Raw genomic sequence first — 17,510 nt, 5'->3', positions numbered from 1 at the left:
GTCGACGATAATGTTGACTGACATGCCGCATTCGCGAGCAAGCCCGCTCCCACATTGTTTTTTGCGTCTGGCTTTAGATGTTCGCACGCAACACTGACGTCGGCAGCGGTTCGCCACGCTCGGCACTCGCCGCCACCGCCGCGATCAACCCCTCCAGCTCATACCCCTGCGCCTTCAGCCAGGCCTGATCGTAATAAGTGTCGGCATAGCGCTCGCCGCCATCGCACAGAATCGCCACGATCGACCCTGACTCCCCCGCCGCTTGCATCTGCTGCGCCGCCATCAGCGCGCCGATCAGGTTGGTGCCGCTCGACCCACCAACATGCCGCCCCAGACGCTGCGCAAGGTAATGCATGGCCGCCAGCGACAAGGCGTCCGGCACTTTGACCATCGCATCGATCACCTTGGGCAGGAACGATGCTTCCACCCGTGGCCGGCCAATGCCTTCGATCCGCGAACCGCAGTCCAGACGCAGACTGGCGTCGCCGCTCTGGTAGTAATCGAAGAACACCGAACGCTCGGCGTCGGCGCACAACACCCGAGTGCAATGCTGGCGATAACGCACGTAACGACCCAGAGTCGCAGTGGTGCCGCCGGTGCCCGGGCTGGAAATCAGCCAGCTCGGCTCCGGGTGTTTCTCGAACCGCATCTGCTGGAAGATCGACTCGGCGATGTTGTTGTTCGCCCGCCAGTCGGTGGCCCGTTCGGCATAGGTGAACTGATCGATGAAGTGGCCGCCATGCTCACGGGCCAGACGCTCGGACTCGGCATAAATCTGCGTCGGGTCTTTCACCAGATGGCTCTGACCGCCGTAGAAGGCGATCTGCGCGATCTTCTCTTTGGAGGTGGTCGCCGGCATCACCGCAATGAATGGCAGGCCGAGCATCCGCGCGAAATACGCCTCGGAAATCGCCGTCGAACCGCTGGACGCCTCAATCACCGGCGCGCCGGGCTTGAGCCAGCCGTTACACAAGGCATACAGGAACAGCGACCGCGCCAGGCGATGCTTTAGGCTGCCGGTGGGATGACTGGATTCGTCCTTGAAGTACAACTCGATGCCCGCAAAACCCGGCAGCGGCAAGGGGATCAGATGGGTGTCGGCGCTGCGCTGGAAGTCCGCTTCGATGATGCGGATCGCTTCGCGGGCCCACTGTCGGTTGTCGCTCATGGTCATGCTCTCATTGAATCGGGCAGAAATTGCCTTGTCACAGGCTCAGCCACCCAGCATAGGAAAAAACCTGAAAACCTCACAGGTACAGCTGAGCTTCAATATATCCGCCAACTGCTAGGCTCTGTGCAAGTGCCACCCGCAGGCTTTGCGTCCGGGTGTCCGGCCTTTGGGACAGTTGATGGAGAGCGACCTTGCCGCTGCGTACAACCTTCACTCGTTTCTTCCAGTTGGAAGCGGCCAGCGGCCTGCTGTTGATCGCCGCCGCCATTCTCGCCCTGCTCATCAACAACTCACCGCTGTCGTGGCTGTACACCGGCCTGCTCGACACCCCGGTGGTGGCGCAGATCGGCGCGCTGAAAATCGCCAAGCCGCTGCTGTTGTGGATCAACGACGGGCTGATGGCGCTGTTCTTCCTGCTGATCGGCCTGGAGGTGAAGCGTGAAGTGCTCGACGGGCAGTTGTCCAAACCGTCGCAGATCGTCCTGCCCGGCGCGGCGGCGGTTGGCGGCATGCTGGTGCCGGCGCTGATTTACTGGCTGCTCAACCATGACAATCCGCCGGCCCTGAACGGCTGGGCGATTCCGACCGCCACCGACATCGCCTTCGCCCTCGGTGTGCTGGCCCTGCTGGGCAAGCGTGTGCCGGTGTCGCTGAAACTGTTCCTGATGACCCTGGCGATCATCGACGACCTCGGCGCCATCGTGATCATTGCGATCTTCTATTCCGGCGATCTCTCAAGCCTGTCGCTGGGGCTGGCGGCGGCGTGCATTGCGGCGCTGGTGGCGATGAACCGGCTGGGCGTGGTCAAGCTCGGGCCGTACATGATCATCGGTCTGATCCTGTGGGTGTGCGTGCTCAAGAGCGGTGTCCACGCGACGCTGGCCGGGGTCACGCTGGCATTCTGCATCCCGCTGCGCACGAGAAATGCCGAGCCCTCGCCGCTGCTGACCCTCGAACACGCACTGCACCCGTGGGTGGCGTACGGCATCCTGCCGCTGTTCGCCTTCGCCAACGCCGGGCTGTCGCTGAGCGGCGTGACGGTCGAAAGCTTCACCCATCACGTCCCCATGGGCATCGCTATCGGCCTGCTGCTGGGCAAGACCGTCGGCGTGTTCGGCCTCACCTGGCTGGCGGTAAAAGTCGGCATCGCCGCCCTGCCCCAAGGCGCCAACTGGGGTCAGGTGCTGGGCGTGGCAATCCTCTGCGGCATCGGTTTCACCATGAGCCTGTTTGTCGGCTCGCTGGCCTTTGAACCAGGCGTGAGCGACTACGCCGGGATGGACCGCATGGGCATCCTGACCGGCTCGATTCTGGCGGCGTTGATCGGCTATGCGGTGACGGCGGCGGCGAGTCGCAAAGCTTGACGCGAAATCTAAAACACCTGTGGTGAGGGGGTTCATCCTCTCACCACAGGTTCTTGCTGTGTGAGAGATAGTGAACAATCCCCACCTCAATAGCGACGCGTCCTACAGCCACCCTCTGCCTGCTTCGTTAACGTCGTGCAGCCCTTTGCGAAGGGCTGTCGATGGATGAACGAAAGGACGCTCAGTGGCTCGCAACAAGGACATCCCCCGGGCCCCCAACTCACCGGCGGGCGACGGTCATCACGTCACCTACCGCTACATGACGGCCAATGAACTGGCCGAGCGCGAAGCCCGACAAACTGCTTACGACGCCATGCTGGCGCGGCAGGAGGCCTTCGAGCGCAGCCGCGAGATGGCGGTCAAAAAGCCCGATCCCGTGCGCGCCGGGTGCGTGTTTGCCAAGTCCTGCAAGTTGCCGGATGCGATCATCGACTATTCGAATCCTTCGGGAATGGTGCCGACTGACAGCCTGAAGGATTACGGCGAACTGATCGTGCTTGGCGCACGTGAAAGCGATGGAAACGGTGGCGTCGCACTGAAGAAAGTCAGCGCCACGGCAATTCCTGCCGGGCTGGGCAGCTTCGCATTGGCCGGCGCCGCATTCGAAGCGCTACCCGCGATCGCCGCCGGAACGGCAACCGCTACCCTCGCAGGACTGGTGGCGCTGCTCATGCCGTCCAGTCTCGGCGACAGCGCCCTCTATAGCGACGAGCAACTGCGCAGCCTCAAACAAGCCCGCACCCGCGTTCGCCTGCGCGTCGAACAACAGGCGGACGGCAGTCTGCGGGGCTACGGCTTCTATACCGGCAGGAATCGCGATTGGGAAATGGTCGATGTCGTGCGGTTCAGCACGCGTGGCAGTCAGTTCATTGCAGACCTTGGTGAAGGCGTCGAACTGATCTGGACACCGGCCGTGGATGGCTCGGACATCCTCGGTATTCCAGCGCTGGAAGCCGCCCCGCAAACGCCACATATCTGGGTGTATCCGCCGACGAAAGCGGCGGACGGGATACTGGTGAATCCGGTTTATCCGCCGGAGTATCGGGATTTCATTCTGGTATTTTCGGCGGATTCGGGGGTTCGGCCGGTCTACATTGTTCTAAGCATAAGCGATCACAACTACCATCAAGCCCCTAAAGGTTTAATAGCATTTCCTGACGCGACGAAAGACAAGGCAAAAAGCAGCGTTCAAGGCGGCGGTGCGCGTCGTAAGCGCTGGAGAGATCTCAAAGGACGCATTTTTGAATGGGACAGCCAACACGGAACCGTAGAAATGTACGACAAACAGGGGAAACACCTTGGAGAGTTCAATCCTCAAACCGGCGAACAGACCAAACCTGCCAAACCCGGGCGAACCACGCCAAAGTAATCAAGAGGCGTTTATGTACTTGTGCATCACAGGGTTCTTACCCGACAGTTTCGACGATAGCTCACTTAAGTATGAACTGGATGTTGATCCTGCTTTTAACGACCGAATCGTAAAGCTTCTCGGCCATAAAAGCCTCAACGCCATGGCAGAAGGAGAATGGTTGTTGACTGCCGAGCAGGCGCAACAGATTGCCGTGCTGACTGATGAGTTCATTCCAACGAACCTGGAATTGTTTATCGGAATAGAAATGTAACCAACGCAACCTAAAAATCTAAAACCAAAAACCCCGACCAGTCACCTGATCGGGGTTTTCTTTTACCGCTCGTTCTCGCTTAGTGCGAAACGCGGCTGGTACCACCGACGGTGGAGATGCGCACGCGCTCACCGACACGGAACACTTCGTTTTCCTGAACCTGTTGCACGTAGGCGCGCATGCTGCCGTCGTCTTCGCGCACGGTGATTTCCACGCCTTGAGTGCGGGTCAGGCCTTCTTCGGTGGCCGAGCCGATCAGGCCACCGGCCACGGCGCCGATGACCGCCGCTACGATGCTGCCCTTGCCGCCACCGATGGCGCTGCCGCCGACACCGCCGACCACTGCGCCTGCAGCGCCGCCGATCGGAGTCTTGGTGCCTTCGATTTTCACCGGACGCAGGGATTCGATGGTGCCCATGCGAATCGTCTGCACGCGACGCGCTTCGTCACGGGAGTAGGAGTCACCGGTCAGGCTCGACTGGCAGCCGGTCAGCAACATCGCCATCGTGGAAAAGGAAGCAACCAGCAGAACAGACTTACGCATAGCATCAACTCCAAAAGTACATTGATTCATTAAACCCCGCTGCTTGACGCCTGTCACGACACAGCCCGGATAAACTTGGTTTTATTCAGGCCCGGTACAGGCACCTGCAGACCCACCCAACAGTAGCGCCAAATCGCCCAACCTGCCCTGCCGACCCAAGGATTTTCATGGATTACTTGATCATTTTCGTCACCACCGTCGCCGGTCTGTACTTCCACTGGTGGCTGTACGTGCGGATCAAACGCTGGATGGACCGTGACCTGGCGTTGTCCCTGGCGGGCAAGGATGAAGGCAAACGCGCCTTCATGCTCGAACAATTAGCCCATGCCCAGGCACAGAAGATCAAGCGTCGGGACTTGCCGAAGTGGCTTGAGGCCACTGCGGCAGGTTATCACGCTCGGTAGACTGCTTAAGGCGCCAGACGTTCAAGAATCCAGTTGGCGCCCTGCAAGCGGTAGTTCAGGCGATCGTGCAGGCGGCTCGGACGGCCCTGCCAGAACTCGATGCGCTCCGGCAGCAGACGATAACCACCCCAGTGTTCCGGGCAGTCGGGCTGGGTGTCGCTGAAACGTTGCTCGGTAGCCTTGAGCAAATCTTCCAGCTCGCCACGCCCGTCGATCACCCGGCTCTGCGGTGAGGCCCAGGCCCCGAGCCGGCTGCCCAGCGGACGCACCTGATAATACGCGTCGGACTCTGCAGGCGTGACCTTCACCACACGCCCTTCGATGCGCACCTGGCGCTCCAGGGTCGGCCAGAAGAAGGTCATGGCGGCAAACGGATTGGCCGCCAGATGCTGGCCCTTCGCACTGTCGTAGTTGGTGAAGAAGGTAAAGCCCTGCTCGTCCAGGCCCTTGAGCAGCAGAATGCGGCAATGCGGTCGACCGTCCGCATCGACCGTGGCCAGGGTCATGGCGTTGGCTTCCACAGGCGCCTGTTCGGTTTTCACCGCGTCGGCAAACCACTGGTGGAACAGCGCAAACGGTTCGCCAGGGGCTTGCGCCTCGGTCAGTCCGTCCCGGGTGTAATCACGACGCATATCTGCCAGAGCCTGGGTCATGGCGCATTCCTTTTCGTTAGCGGATCACTGCTTGGAAGTATCGGTGGCGACGACTTTCTTGTCAGTGGCCGCCGCTTTGGCTGGAGCGGTTTTCTTGGCAGGCGTTTTTGCCGGAGCCTTGGTCGCCGCTTTTTTCGCTGGAGCCTTGGCTGCAGCTTTCTTCGCCGGAGCCTTTTTGGTTGCCGGCACGGCGGCCTTCGAAGCAGCTGGCGCCGGGGTGACCGGTTTGGCCACAGGCTTGACGTCTTGCGCGGCAATCATCGTGGTCGGTGCCGGTGCCGGCATGTTGTATTTGCTCAGCAGGGCAACCATGGTGTTCTGCGGGGTTACCAGCAGTTCGACACGACGGTTCAACGCACGGCCTTCGGCGCTGTCGTTGGCAGCGCGCGGGGCATCGCCGCCCATGCCGCGCAGCATCAGGCGATCACGCTGCAAGCCGCTCAGGCGGAAGATCGCCGCCACGGACTGGGCACGCTCCTGGCTGAGTTTGACGTTGGCCGGCGCGGCGCCGGTGTTGTCGCTGTGACCGAGTACCAATACCGCGGTCTTCGGGTCAGCTTCGAGGATTTTCGCAACATTGGTAAACGGGCTGAGAGTCACCGGCAGCAGCATGGCCGGACGCTTCGGGTTGAACGAGCCTTCAACCGGCGCGATTACCACCAGCACGTTGTCACGGCGTTCGAGTTGCAGATTGCTGTCCTTGATCGCTGCACGCAGGCGCGGTTCGTAGTCATCCAGCCAGGCTTGGGTGACTTTCGGGTCAGGCATCGGTACCACTTTGGCCGTGGACTGATCCTTGCCGCCGAACGGCCACCACCACTTGGTACCGGTGTCGGCATCGGCCTTGGCCACTACCGCCGGTTTGGCTTCTGGTTTTACTTCAGGTTTCACATCGGCCTTGGCCACCGCATCATCGGAACTGCCGAACGGCCAGTACCAGTGGCTGCTGCTTTCAGTCTTGGCCACAGGTGCAGTAGCGGCAGGCTTGAGTGGCGCTGGAGCTGGTGCCGGCTCTTTGGCCGCCACTTTGTCGGAAGATCCGAACGGCCACCAACTGCCACCGTCCGCATCGTTTTTAGGAGTCTGTGCACAACCGGTAATCGCAACACACAGGGCCAGGGCGAGAGTTTTTTTGGATGACATTGAAAATCCACAAAGTGAAGTAATGAAAGATCGGAGCTCTTTTGCCCGGATAAACAGACGCTTTGAATCGAAAAACCGGATCTGGTTCCAACCCTGGAACCTCATGTAACGCTTTACAGACAAGTGGCAAGTACCCGCGCCAGTTGCTGCGCGCGCGGATCCATCAAGACGTACGGCCCAAGGGTATTTGTCACAAAACCGAACGCGACATCGTGCTCCGGATCAGCAAAACCCACCGAACCGCCCGCCCCCGGATGACCGAACGCGCGCGGGCCGAGGCCGTAGGTGGCGTTCGCCATGTCCGGCTGATCGAGCATGCAGCCCAGGCCGAAACGGGTGCGGGTCAGCAGGGTCTTGTCCTCGCCGATGCTGTGTTCACGGGTCAGTTCTTCGAGCATTTCGCTTTCCAGCAGGCTGCCGTCGAGCAGGCCTGCGTAGAAACCGGCCAGACTGCGCGCATTGCCATGACCATTGGCGGCCGGCTGCTGCATACGGCGCCATTCCGGCTTGTTGGTGCTGGTGAGCACCGACGGCGGATTGGTGAAGGCGCGGGTGGTCATGGCGGCAGGTTCGCGCATAGTCACCTGCAACAGGCGCTGGGCGGCAGCATCACCGACGTTGCCCTTGCCGCGAGCGATATGCGCCACGCGGTAGAACTCCTCGTCAGCCAGGCCAACATGGAAATCCAGCCCCAGCGGCTTGGCAACACGGGCGACGATGGATTCGCCCGGGCCGCGACCGTCAGCTCGACGCAGCAATTCGCCGACCAGCCAGCCATAGGTGATGGCGGCATAGCCGTGACCGGTGCCCGGCGTCCACCACGGTGCTTCGGCCGCGAGGGCGTCGACCATGGTTTGCCATTCGTAGAGGGCGGCTGGCGCCAGCAACTCGCGCAGGGCCGGCAGACCGGCCTGATGGCAGAGCAATTGGCGCAGGGTGACGGACTCTTTGCCAGCGGCGGCGAACTCCGGCCAGTAGCGGGCAACCGGTACATCCAGTTGCAGTTTGCCTTCGGCCACCAGTTGCAGCGCGGTGACGGCGGTAAAAGTCTTGGTGCAGGAGAACAGGTTGGCGATGGTGTCGCTGTGCCAGGCCTCGGCGCCATCCTTGTCGGCTGTGCCGGACCAGAGGTCGAGGACAGTTTCTCCGCCGACCTTGATGCACAAGGCGGCGCCGCGCTCCTGGGGATCGTCGAACAGTGCCGCAAAAGCTTCGCGCACCGCTTCGAATTGAAGCTCGTAATGTCCCTGAATCTGCACCCGCAACTCCCCCGCGAAAACGCTCTACAAAGTGGCCCGCATTGTTCCAGCCCTTGAGGGATTTGGGAACAGCTGCGGGCCGGGTGGTCATTTCAAAAATGCTGGTGTGGCTGCTTCCGCCTTCGCGAGCAAGCCCGCCGCCACATTGGATTTATGAACACCACCGATCCAGTGTGGGAGCGGGCTTGCTCGCGAAGAACGATAACGCGGTCCGAACCCTAGTGACCATTCCCCGAATGCCCACCCGCATGCCCGGCCCCCGGACCTTTGCCGGCCTCGCCTTTTCGACCACCCTCGGCTTCATGAACAGCCGCCGCTTTCTCCGCCTCCTTGCCCAACTGATCAATCACCTGCAGATTGCTCTTGCGCACCGCCTCGACGAAGCCCTGATACGGCAGATCGGTAATTCCCACCAGACCGAAGTGCCCGTTCTCGCCATCGAGCAGACGCCCGGTCACCGGTTGGTCCAGATACTGGAACCAGTGCACGCCGACAATCGACGGTTCGCTCAAGGCCTGCTTGAGGAAGTTGGCATACGCCGGGCCACGGTCTTCTTCTTTGTCCAGTGGCGTCACGCCGCCCCAGAACGGCCCACGGTCAGCCGAGCCGACATTGAATTCGGTGATCAGCACCGGTTTGTCGAGGGCGCGCAAGGCGGCGAAGTCATATCCGTCCTGCGGCTTGAGCGTGTACAGGTTGAAACTCAGTACATCGCAATACTGCGCGCAGGACGCCACGGCTTCCGGGGTACTGGTGGCGAATCGGCCGCCGAGCAGCATCTGATTCGGCGCGTGCCATTTCAGCGAGTCGGAGATGGTCTTGAAGTAGGTATCGGCGAACACCTTCTGGAAATATTTGAAATCGTTTTCGATTTCCGGGTGCTCAGGATTCGGCAGCGGCGGCACAAAACCCGGGTCTTCCATCAACTCCCACGCTGGCAGATCAATGCCCCAGGCTTTCGACAGGCCTGCCTGATTGCGGTACTTGTCACGCAGTTGCTTGAGGAATGCGCGCTTGGCTGGCACGTCGGTGGTCATTTTCAACGTGCCATAGGCCAGGGCGTAACGTGATTGCGGATCGTCGCCCGGACCGGCCCAGGCCAGTTCGTTGTCGGCGTAGTAACCGATCAGCCACGGATCGTCGCGATGATCGCGGGCAGCGATGGCCACGGCGCGCTCGGTGGCCATGGCGAAACGCGGGTCGAACGGGTCAGGCATGCCGCCCCACCAGTCGGTGCCGGTGCTGATGCTGGTGTAATCGCCGACGATCGACAGCGGCAAGGTATACGGCACCCGCTCGGCGTCGCCCAGCGAATCGGCACTCCAGTTGCCAACGGTATTGAAGCCCCAGGCTTGCAGGCGATCGAGGGTGTGCGTGGCCCACTTCTGCTCATCGACCGTGGCTTTGCATGGCGCAAGCGCAGTCGGCTCGGCTGCCGGTTCGGCTTTCGCCTGCACTGCGCACGGCGCGCCGTACAGCCGTTGCAGGTTGGCCGCGTAGAAATCGTACCAGCGCCCGGCGTTGTAGCCTCGGCCCTGATCAGCGCCGTTGCCGCCACGGTTGTCACCCTCCCCAAAATGGCTGGCGAGCGGTTCGTCAGGTTTGGGCAGGGATTCGAACATCCACTCACGCCCGGCCACGTACGTCTGGTTGACGTCCGGGCTGACGGTATTGACCCCCAGCGAATAGAACGGGTGCCCTTCAGGGGTCACCAGGTACCAGCGACCGTCGCGCTTTTCAGTTCGGAAAAAGCCGCTGGCCTTGAACGCCGGGCCTTTGTTCCAGCCACCGAATTTGTCCAGCGAGGACTTTTCGCGCTCGGCCAGCCAGGTTTTCAGCTGTTGCTCTTCCTTGGCGGCGGCGGATTTCAGTTGCTCATCGCTGCTGACTTTTTCCGGCCATTTGCTACGAGTCGATTGACCGTAAGCGTCCACCAGATTGCCGTAGACGGCCCGGGTCACCGCCTCACCGTCCTGCACGCCAAAACGTTCGAGCAGCAAGCTCTGGGCGGCTTTGGGCTGATCCATCCACAGACTGACCGACACCACCTGACTGCGATCCAGTTCACCGCTGCTGCTGGCCAGCAGAATCCGCTGGCCGTCGACGGTCATCGGCATCGGTGGCCCGGCCTTCATGCCCTGGCCCAGTGGCGAGGTCGCCACCAGCGGCACCAGCAGGGTTTGCGCAGGGCCGGCCGGCAGGTCGACGCGACTGGTCAGCGTCTGTCCATTGTTGCTCTGGATTTGCACGTAGACCGTCACGGCCCAGTTCATTGCGCTTTGCAGGCGCAGGCTCATCATGCCCGACTGCGACCAGTCCCAGGCGCCGGTCTGCGGGGTCAGGCGCAGGGTCGGACGCGCTACCGGGTTGAACGTCACCCGGCGCAGCACTTCACCTTCCGGGGTTTGCTCGGCGTTGGCTTGTGGCAGGTCAGTGTTTTCGGTGACGACTTTCACCACATCGGCCGGACGAACGAAGTTGAACAGGGTCTGTTGACCGGCAGGCGCCGCCAGCAACGGGGCGGCGAAGATCAAGGCAAAAACGGCAGGCAACGAGCGGCGAATCATAAGAACGGAGTTCTCCCTAACGACCAAAAGGCCAATGGAAAAGCATGGCAGAGAGATAGACAGCGCGGCGGGCAAAACTGCCCACCGTTGTCTCAGGATATTTCACGACGGAATGGCGGCAACGCATTGAGGATCGCCTTGCCGTAGCGCTGTGTGACCAGCCGCCGATCGAGCAAGGTGATGGTGCCGCGGTCTTCTTCGGTACGCAGCAGACGGCCACAGGCCTGGACCAGTTTCAACGAGGCGTCGGGCACCGAGATTTCCATGAACGGATTACCGCCACGGGCCTCGATCCACTCCGACAGCGCGGCCTCGACCGGATCGTCCGGTACCGAGAACGGGATCTTGGCGATCACCACGTGTTCGCAATAGGCCCCCGGCAAGTCCACCCCTTCGGCGAAGCTGGCGAGACCGAACAGTACGCTGGAGTCGCCGCCATCAACCCGCGCCTTGTGCTTGTTCAGGGTTTCCTGCTTCGACAGGTTGCCCTGAATGAACACTTGCTTGCGCCAGTCGCGGTCGAGACCGTCGAACACGTCCTGCATCTGTTTGCGCGAGGAGAACAGCACCAGCGTACCGCGCGAACCTTCGACCAGATCCGGCAATTCACGGATGATCGCTGCCGTGTGACCGGCTGCATCGCGCGGGTCGGCCTTCAGATCCGGCACCCGCAGCACACCGGCATCGGCGTGATGGAACGGGCTCGGTACCACGGCGGTGACGGCTTTTTTTGGCAGGCCGGCGCGCATGCGGAAACGGTCGAAGGTGCCCAGGGCGGTCAGGGTTGCCGACGTCACCAGGCAGCCGTAGGCCACGTTCCACAGGCTGCGACGCAAGGTCTCGGCGGCAAGAATCGGGCTGGCGTTGACCTCGATGTCGAACAGCGAACCGCTTTCGGCCAGTGTCAGCCAACGGGCCATGGGCGGGCTGTCTTCCGGGTCTTCGGCGGTAAATGCAGTCCACAATTCCCAGTTGCCCGAAGCCCGGGACAACAGGCTGCCGAACAGCGGGTACCACTCTTCGGCCTGATTGCTGGCGATCCCGATGTTGACCTCGCCATCCATGCCTTCCTTGAGCAGGTCGGTCAGACGGGTGAACAGATCGTTGAGACGGGCGAAGCCCTTCTTCAGCTCAATGCCCATTTCGCGCATGTGCTCGGGAATCACTCCGGCGATGAAACGATGACGTGGCCGCTCCCGGCCCTCAACGTCTTCACCGGGTTTGAAATCGGCGACTTGTTCGCAGGCGCTGAACATGAACTGCTGCTGGGCCTTGATCTCCCGCGCCAGCTCCGGCACTTGTTCGATCAACTTGCCGAGATCCCCCGGCAACGGATGCTGGGCCAGCAGTTTGGTCAGGTTCTTCGCGGTGGTTTCCAGCCAGTCGGCGGTGGAGCGCAGCCGCGTGTAATGAGCGAAGTGGCCGATGGCCTTGTCCGGCAGGTGGTGACCTTCGTCGAACACGTAAATGGTGTCGCGCGGATCCGGCAGCACCGCGCCGCCGCCCAGGGCCAGGTCAGCCAGCACCATGTCGTGGTTGGTGACGATCACGTCGACCTTGCCCATGCCTTCGCGCGCCTTGTAGAAGGCGCACTGCCCGAAGTTCGGGCAGTGCCGGTTGGTGCACTGGCTGTGGTCGGTGGTCAGGCGCGCCCAGTCGGCGTCTTCCAGCGCATTCGGCCAGCTGTCGCGGTCGCCGTCCCATTTATTGCCGGCAAGCTTTTCGATCATGCTGGTGAACAGCTTCTGGCTGGCCTCATCGACCTCGATCTTGAAGCCTTCTTCTTCGAACAGCTGCGCAGTAGCGGTTTGCGCGTGGCCTTCCTGCAAGAGCATGTCGAGCTTGGACAGGCACATGTAGCGGCCCCGGCCCTTGGCCAGGGCGAAACTGAAATTCAGCCCGCTGTTGCGCATCAGGTCGGGCAAATCCTTGTAGACGATCTGCTCTTGCAGGGCCACGGTCGCGGTGGCAATCACCAGGCGTTTGCCAGCGAGTTTGGCAGTCGGAATCGCCGCCAGGCTGTAGGCCACGGTCTTGCCGGTACCGGTGCCGGCTTCCACCGCAACAATCGCGGGGTCGCCACTGCGCCGGCCTTCGTCGTCGGTGTCGATATCCCCGAGGACTTTGGCGATTTCAGCGATCATCAGGCGCTGGCCGTAACGCGGTTTGAGGCTCTTGGCTTCAAGAAAACGCGAGTAGGCGCCCTGGATCGTGGTTTTGAGTTCAGTGCTGATCATTGAGTGTCGGGCGCAAAAACGCTGGATAAATTTTCAGTGGTTCGGTTCGGCGGCTATCATACCCCGCTAATCAGTCCCGCGCAGAACGGAGTACCCCAATGACACCTTTTAGCCTCGTTTATCCGCTGCATGTCCTGTCCGCATTAGTGTGGGTCGGCGGCATGTTTTTCGCCTGGATGGTCCTGCGCCCGGCGGCGGTGAAGGCTCTCGACGGGCCCGCCCGCCTGACCTTGTGGGTGGAAGTGTTTCAAGGTTTTTTCCGCTGGGTCTGGGTCGCGGTGATCCTGTTGCCGATCAGCGGCGTGGGCATGCTGCATTTGCAGCAGGTCGGTTTCGAGACCGCGCCGAAGTACGTGCAGGTCATGATCGGGCTGTACGTGGTGATGACGGCGCTGTTTATCCGCATTCAGGGCTTGATGCTGCCGGAGTTGCGCAAAGCCGTTGAGGCCAAGGACTGGCCGGCAGGTGCGGCAGTGCTGGGGCGGATTCGCCGGGTGGTGGGGATTAACCTGATTGTCGGTTTGGTGCTGGTGGCGATTGCAGCCGCTCGGCCGATGTTCTGACCCACCCCGTTTTTTTCGCGGTAAACACTGTAGTAGCCAGGGGATTTATCCCTGGCCACCACTGAAAAGTGCTGTGTTTCAGAGGCGCTGCACAGTCACCGCACCCGCCGCACCCACAGGCCCAGGTTGCCCGTCAGCGCCTGCCTTGCCGTTCTTGCCGCCATCGGCGCGATACACCAGGCAGCCCTTGGACTTGCCGCCCTGGCCCGCCTTGCCGCCGACACCCGCCGGGCCACCGGCGCCGCCAGCGACGTTGACCTTGATCAGCTCTGCCGGAAACTCGCGCGGCACTTCAAGACGCACCACCGCACCCGGTGCGCCCGGCTGACCGTCGCTGCCGTTACTGCCGTCAAAACCGTGCCCGGCCGAGCCATAGGTGCAGCCCGGATCTTCACCGTTGCCGCCATCCAGGCCAACGAAGCCCGGCGCACCGGTACCGCCACGGGCATCCACAAACAACTTTGGCGCATCCAGTGCCTTGAACTGCAAATTCAGATTGCGCCCGGCGCGGGCGGCTTTTTCATAGGTGCCCGGCGCGCCGCGAGCGGTGATCAGGCTGCCTTCGGACAACTGCGCACGGCTGACTTTCATGTCCAGCGCCTGTTCGCTCGGGACGATCGCAATGCGCGCCTCGTGGCCCAGACGTAATTCGCCGACGGTCAGCTCGGTCACGTTGGAAGGAATCAGCAAGGTGCCGTAGTCCGCCACTTCCAGCCGTTCCAGCTGCAAGGTGCTGGCGGTGTTGGGCAGGCGCATCAGGGAGTTGGTTTCGACGCTGACCACTTGGGCGCAGGCCAGGGGACTGATCAATGCAGCGAGCAGACAAAGTTTACGCATGGGACGAAGCCTCCGGAGCGGCCGGGGCCGGGATGGTTTGCAGGTGGAATACGCCGAACAGCAGGATCCGCAGGCGATCACGCCACGGGTTGGGACGCCCCTTGAGGCGACAGAACAGCAACTCCAGAACGTGCAGCGCCAGCAACAAGGCGCCGGCCAGATTGACCAGCAAATGCAACGGATGCACAAACGGCACCAGCAGATTGACCACCACCACGCACCAGAACAGCAGGGTCAACAAGCGCCCCAGCCCCCAGAAAACCTTCATACGCTCCCCCGTGTCGCAATTATTCTTTGGGCGCACAGTAACGGCTTCGGCGGGGGATAAGCCAGAGGGATAAAAGAAAAAACTTTTGTCAGTCGTCGGATCGCTGCCGGTGCGACGATGATCGTCGCCCGGCAGCTCTAGCCTGCGGACTACAGACAAGTCCTAGCGATTGATATGCAACTCCACTCGACGGTTTTTTGCGCGACCCTCTTCCGTCGCGTTGTCGGCCACCGGCTCACTCTCGCCACGCCCTTCACTGGTCAGCTTGCCCGGTTCCAGGCCCTGACTCAGTAGATACGCCGCGACACTGCTGGCACGTCGCTCGGACAGCGCCTGGTTATAGGCATCCGAGCCTTTGCTGTCGGTGTGGCCGACGACCTTGATGCTCACCACATCGGCATTGCGCAGCTTGTCCATCAGCGTATCGAGCTGGGCCTTGGCGGCCGGGGTCAGGTCCGACTTGTCGAAATCGAACAACACATTGCCGGCATCGCTCAGGGTGATGACTTCCGATTGCGGCGCAGGCTCTGGGGCTTTTTCAGTGACAGGATATTGCGGCAGCGGACAGCCGCGATGATCGACCGGCGTATTGGCCGGTGTGTCAGGACAACGGTCGCGGCGGTCGAACACGCCATCGCCGTCTTCGTCGCCGTCCTGGGCATAGCAGATCAGCCCGCCGGTCAGGATCCCCAGCGCCGCGCCGCCACCGGCCCAGCCGCCACTTTCAATGGCGCCAAGACCGCCACCGACCAGCCCGCCTATCAGGCTGCAGATCGGCCACGTACGTTGATTGAGGGGGGCATCGCCATCGCTGTGGGTGGCGCAACCGGTGAGCAAGCTGCCCAGCAGCAGCACCGGCAAGACGGACCTTGAGAAAACAGTCATTGTGAAAGCTCCTGTGTCACCGGCCCATACCGGTTACACAGGAGTAAAGACCCGCATCCGCGACTGCACAAGCCGCGGATGCGAGAGGGGCTAGCGGACGATTTTGATTTCGGTACGACGGTTCTGTGCACGACCGTCAGCGGTTTTGTTATCCGCCACTGGCTGGCTTTCACCCATGCCCGATACCGAAACGAAGCTGGCACGCGGCACACCTTGCTGGATCAGGTATTCCACCACCGAGTGCGCACGGCGATCCGACAGTTTCTTGTTGTAGGCATCGCTGCCCACGCTGTCGGTGTGGCCGGTCACGGTCAGTTGCGCCGTGGACGACTCTTGTTTCAGGCGCGTGGCCACTTTGTCGAGAACCTGTTTATCGGAGCCGGTCAGGGTCGCTTTGTCGAACTGGAAGTGAACATCGCGGATGACGATGGTTTCTTCCTTGACCACAACGGCCTCTTCTACCACCGGCGCCGGGGCGGGTGGAGGGCAGCCGTCAGCATCGACCTGCACGCCGCGAGGGGTGTGCGGGCACTTGTCGCGACTGTCCGGCACACCGTCGCCGTCTTCGTCGCCATCACCGTGCACCCAGCAATACGCGGCGGCCGTACCACCGACCAACAGTGCGCCGTAACCGGCCCACGCCGAACTCTCCGTCGCGCCGATACCGGCACCGACAACACCGCCGACCGCCGCACAGGTCGGCCAGTCGGTTTTCTGCAAACCTGCGCAACCAGTCAACACACTGGTTAGCAGAATCAAAGGTAATGCTGTCCGAACTATGCTCATCTGGTTTTCTCCTGAGGGATCGGCTTAGAACCGATTCACGGAGTAAAGACCGGAGTTTTAATCTCCGCCAGCAATAGGCCACCGGCATTTGGGACCGTGTTCACAGTGATTCGGCACTTTTGCCATGCGCGACAAATCGGGGTCTAGGCCGGATCCCTCTGGCGCGCTAGTCTTGGCGATCTGATTGAGGAGCTTCGATGAACGTCGCCATTTCTTCGCGCACGCCGCAACAGGCGCTGGCCGCTTTACTGGATCGCTATGCCCCGGCGCGCTTGCTGCTGATCGGCGCCAGCGAATTTCCGGCCCTGACCGCTTTCAAGGCAGCGCACCCGGACTGTGCGCTCGCGCATGCCGCGCCCGGCGCGTTGCCTGCCGAACTGGCGGCACAGCGTTTTGATCTGGCGCTGGTGGTCGATTGCCTGGAGCATCTGCCCAAGCGCGACGGCCTGAACCTGCTGGGCGGGATCCGCAACCTCAACGCCAGCCGCATTGCAGTGCTGGCAGATCTGCCGGCCAGCGGCTGGCAGGAAACCGATTTCTACTCGCTGGCGCTGCAAGCCAGTGAACGCTTCCAGCGTGACGATCAAGTGCTGACCCTGTTCACCTACGATCTGCTTGACTACAAACAAGTCCCCGACTGGCTCAACTCGCGGTTCTGGGCCAATCCGGAAAACTTCGGGAAATACTGGTGGTAATGCAATGAGTACAGCCATTTGCCCGTGCGGCAGCGGCAACCTGCTGGAGGCCTGCTGCGGCCATTATCACGCCGGCCACCCGGCGCCCTGCGCCGAAGCCCTGATGCGCTCGCGCTATAGCGCCTACGTGCTGGGGCTGATCGACTATCTGGTTGCAACCACCCTGCCCGCCCAGCAGGCAGGCCTGGATCGCCAGTCGATCAGCGCCTGGAGCGCGCAGAGCACCTGGCTCGGCCTCGCGGTCGAAAGCTCGGAAGTGTTCGGCGGCCAGCCCGAGCACGCCTTCGTCACCTTCACCGCACGCTGGCACGACAGCCAGGGCGAACACAGCCACCGCGAGCGCTCATCGTTCGTGCAGAACGGCGGGCGCTGGTACTTCATCGACCCGACCGTGCAGTTGAAACTGGGGCGCAATGACAGCTGTCCGTGTGCCAGCGGGCAGAAATTCAAGAAGTGCTGCGCGGGGTATTTCGGCGCATAGAGGGAAGCGCCGACTAGACTGGGGCACAAAA

18 protein-coding genes are annotated in these 17,510 nt (G+C 61.8%); 7 read left to right on the top strand and 11 right to left on the bottom strand.

Annotated features, from left to right (window positions below; translation table 11 throughout):
• Nucleotides 1-73: 73 nt before the first annotated feature.
• Nucleotides 74-1,168, bottom strand: coding sequence for a PLP-dependent cysteine synthase family protein (locus AC1UK9_RS06695; protein WP_025110770.1), 1,095 nt, complete (start codon nucleotides 1,166-1,168; stop codon nucleotides 74-76).
• A gap of 194 nt (nucleotides 1,169-1,362) precedes the next feature.
• On the opposite strand from AC1UK9_RS06695, the gene nhaA reads away from it, so the two are divergent.
• From nhaA to AC1UK9_RS06680, 3 genes are all read left to right on the top strand, one after another.
• Entirely contained in the window at nucleotides 1,363-2,535 is a 1,173-nt protein-coding gene (gene nhaA / locus AC1UK9_RS06690; RefSeq protein WP_482579731.1) for a Na+/H+ antiporter NhaA, read from the top strand.
• Between the two features lie 184 nt (nucleotides 2,536-2,719).
• Nucleotides 2,720-3,904: a colicin E3/pyocin S6 family cytotoxin gene (locus AC1UK9_RS06685; protein WP_482579730.1), complete on the top strand. Its 1,185-nt coding sequence runs from the start codon at nucleotides 2,720-2,722 to the stop codon at nucleotides 3,902-3,904.
• A gap of 13 nt (nucleotides 3,905-3,917) precedes the next feature.
• A complete protein-coding gene (locus AC1UK9_RS06680) occupies nucleotides 3,918-4,157 on the top strand; it encodes a pyocin S6 family toxin immunity protein (protein WP_025110772.1) in 240 nt (79 codons plus the stop codon).
• 79 nt (nucleotides 4,158-4,236) lie between these two features.
• Here the strand turns inward: AC1UK9_RS06680 and AC1UK9_RS06675 are convergent, their stop codons facing one another.
• Nucleotides 4,237-4,701, bottom strand: a complete 465-nt coding sequence (locus AC1UK9_RS06675; RefSeq protein WP_007969461.1) for an outer membrane lipoprotein — start codon at nucleotides 4,699-4,701, stop codon at nucleotides 4,237-4,239.
• Between the two features lie 167 nt (nucleotides 4,702-4,868).
• Between AC1UK9_RS06675 and AC1UK9_RS06670 the strand changes: the two genes are divergently transcribed.
• Nucleotides 4,869-5,105 (top strand): hypothetical protein, encoded by a 237-nt coding sequence (locus AC1UK9_RS06670; RefSeq protein WP_025110773.1) that lies wholly within the window; start codon nucleotides 4,869-4,871, stop codon nucleotides 5,103-5,105.
• Between the two features lie 5 nt (nucleotides 5,106-5,110).
• Here AC1UK9_RS06670 and pdxH read toward each other — a convergent pair whose 3' ends face one another.
• The 5 genes from pdxH to dinG all read right to left on the bottom strand — a co-directional run bounded on the left by pdxH (nucleotide 5,111) and on the right by dinG (nucleotide 12,964).
• Nucleotides 5,111-5,758, bottom strand: a complete 648-nt coding sequence (gene pdxH / locus AC1UK9_RS06665; RefSeq protein ID WP_025110774.1) for a pyridoxamine 5'-phosphate oxidase — start codon at nucleotides 5,756-5,758, stop codon at nucleotides 5,111-5,113.
• A gap of 24 nt (nucleotides 5,759-5,782) precedes the next feature.
• The gene (locus AC1UK9_RS06660; RefSeq protein WP_482579729.1) at nucleotides 5,783-6,901 is read right to left on the bottom strand and encodes an OmpA family protein; all 1,119 of its coding nucleotides are present in this window, start codon (nucleotides 6,899-6,901) and stop codon (nucleotides 5,783-5,785) included.
• Between the two features lie 113 nt (nucleotides 6,902-7,014).
• On the bottom strand, nucleotides 7,015-8,160 hold the full coding sequence (locus AC1UK9_RS06655) for an EstA family serine hydrolase (protein ID WP_025110776.1): 1,146 nt from the start codon (nucleotides 8,158-8,160) through the stop codon (nucleotides 7,015-7,017).
• A gap of 218 nt (nucleotides 8,161-8,378) precedes the next feature.
• Nucleotides 8,379-10,727, bottom strand: coding sequence for a beta-galactosidase (locus AC1UK9_RS06650; protein WP_482579728.1), 2,349 nt, complete (start codon nucleotides 10,725-10,727; stop codon nucleotides 8,379-8,381).
• Nucleotides 10,728-10,819: 92 nt separating this feature from the next.
• The gene (dinG, locus tag AC1UK9_RS06645; protein ID WP_025110778.1) at nucleotides 10,820-12,964 is read right to left on the bottom strand and encodes an ATP-dependent DNA helicase DinG; all 2,145 of its coding nucleotides are present in this window, start codon (nucleotides 12,962-12,964) and stop codon (nucleotides 10,820-10,822) included.
• Between the two features lie 98 nt (nucleotides 12,965-13,062).
• On the opposite strand from dinG, the gene AC1UK9_RS06640 reads away from it, so the two are divergent.
• Complete coding sequence (locus tag AC1UK9_RS06640) at nucleotides 13,063-13,527, top strand: DUF2269 family protein (protein ID WP_095138445.1); 465 nt, start codon at nucleotides 13,063-13,065, stop codon at nucleotides 13,525-13,527.
• A 78-nt stretch (nucleotides 13,528-13,605) separates the two neighbouring features.
• On the opposite strand, the gene AC1UK9_RS06635 is transcribed toward AC1UK9_RS06640, so the two are convergent.
• From AC1UK9_RS06635 to AC1UK9_RS06620, 4 genes are all read right to left on the bottom strand, one after another.
• A complete protein-coding gene (locus AC1UK9_RS06635; RefSeq protein WP_025110780.1) occupies nucleotides 13,606-14,364 on the bottom strand; it encodes a collagen-like triple helix repeat-containing protein in 759 nt (252 codons plus the stop codon).
• The gene (locus AC1UK9_RS06630) at nucleotides 14,357-14,632 is read right to left on the bottom strand and encodes a DUF1145 domain-containing protein (RefSeq protein ID WP_025110781.1); all 276 of its coding nucleotides are present in this window, start codon (nucleotides 14,630-14,632) and stop codon (nucleotides 14,357-14,359) included. The genes AC1UK9_RS06635 and AC1UK9_RS06630 overlap by 8 nt, the downstream gene beginning before the upstream one ends.
• 162 nt (nucleotides 14,633-14,794) lie before the next feature.
• The gene (locus tag AC1UK9_RS06625; protein ID WP_025110782.1) at nucleotides 14,795-15,517 is read right to left on the bottom strand and encodes a PA1041 family peptidoglycan-binding anchor lipoprotein; all 723 of its coding nucleotides are present in this window, start codon (nucleotides 15,515-15,517) and stop codon (nucleotides 14,795-14,797) included.
• Nucleotides 15,518-15,607: 90 nt separating this feature from the next.
• Nucleotides 15,608-16,303, bottom strand: coding sequence for a PA1041 family peptidoglycan-binding anchor lipoprotein (locus AC1UK9_RS06620; RefSeq protein ID WP_025110783.1), 696 nt, complete (start codon nucleotides 16,301-16,303; stop codon nucleotides 15,608-15,610).
• 197 nt (nucleotides 16,304-16,500) lie between these two features.
• On the opposite strand from AC1UK9_RS06620, the gene AC1UK9_RS06615 reads away from it, so the two are divergent.
• Nucleotides 16,501-16,998 (top strand): DUF6231 family protein, encoded by a 498-nt coding sequence (locus AC1UK9_RS06615; protein ID WP_473014662.1) that lies wholly within the window; start codon nucleotides 16,501-16,503, stop codon nucleotides 16,996-16,998.
• Nucleotides 16,999-17,002: 4 nt separating this feature from the next.
• Complete coding sequence (locus AC1UK9_RS06610) at nucleotides 17,003-17,479, top strand: YchJ family protein (RefSeq protein WP_025110785.1); 477 nt, start codon at nucleotides 17,003-17,005, stop codon at nucleotides 17,477-17,479.
• Nucleotides 17,480-17,510: the final 31 nt, after the last annotated feature.

This window comes from Pseudomonas sp. AK-TSAG1-1 (assembly GCF_056821665.1).
The sequence above is the reverse complement of the archived record's forward strand: the minus strand, read 5'-3'. Positions and strand labels throughout refer to the sequence as shown.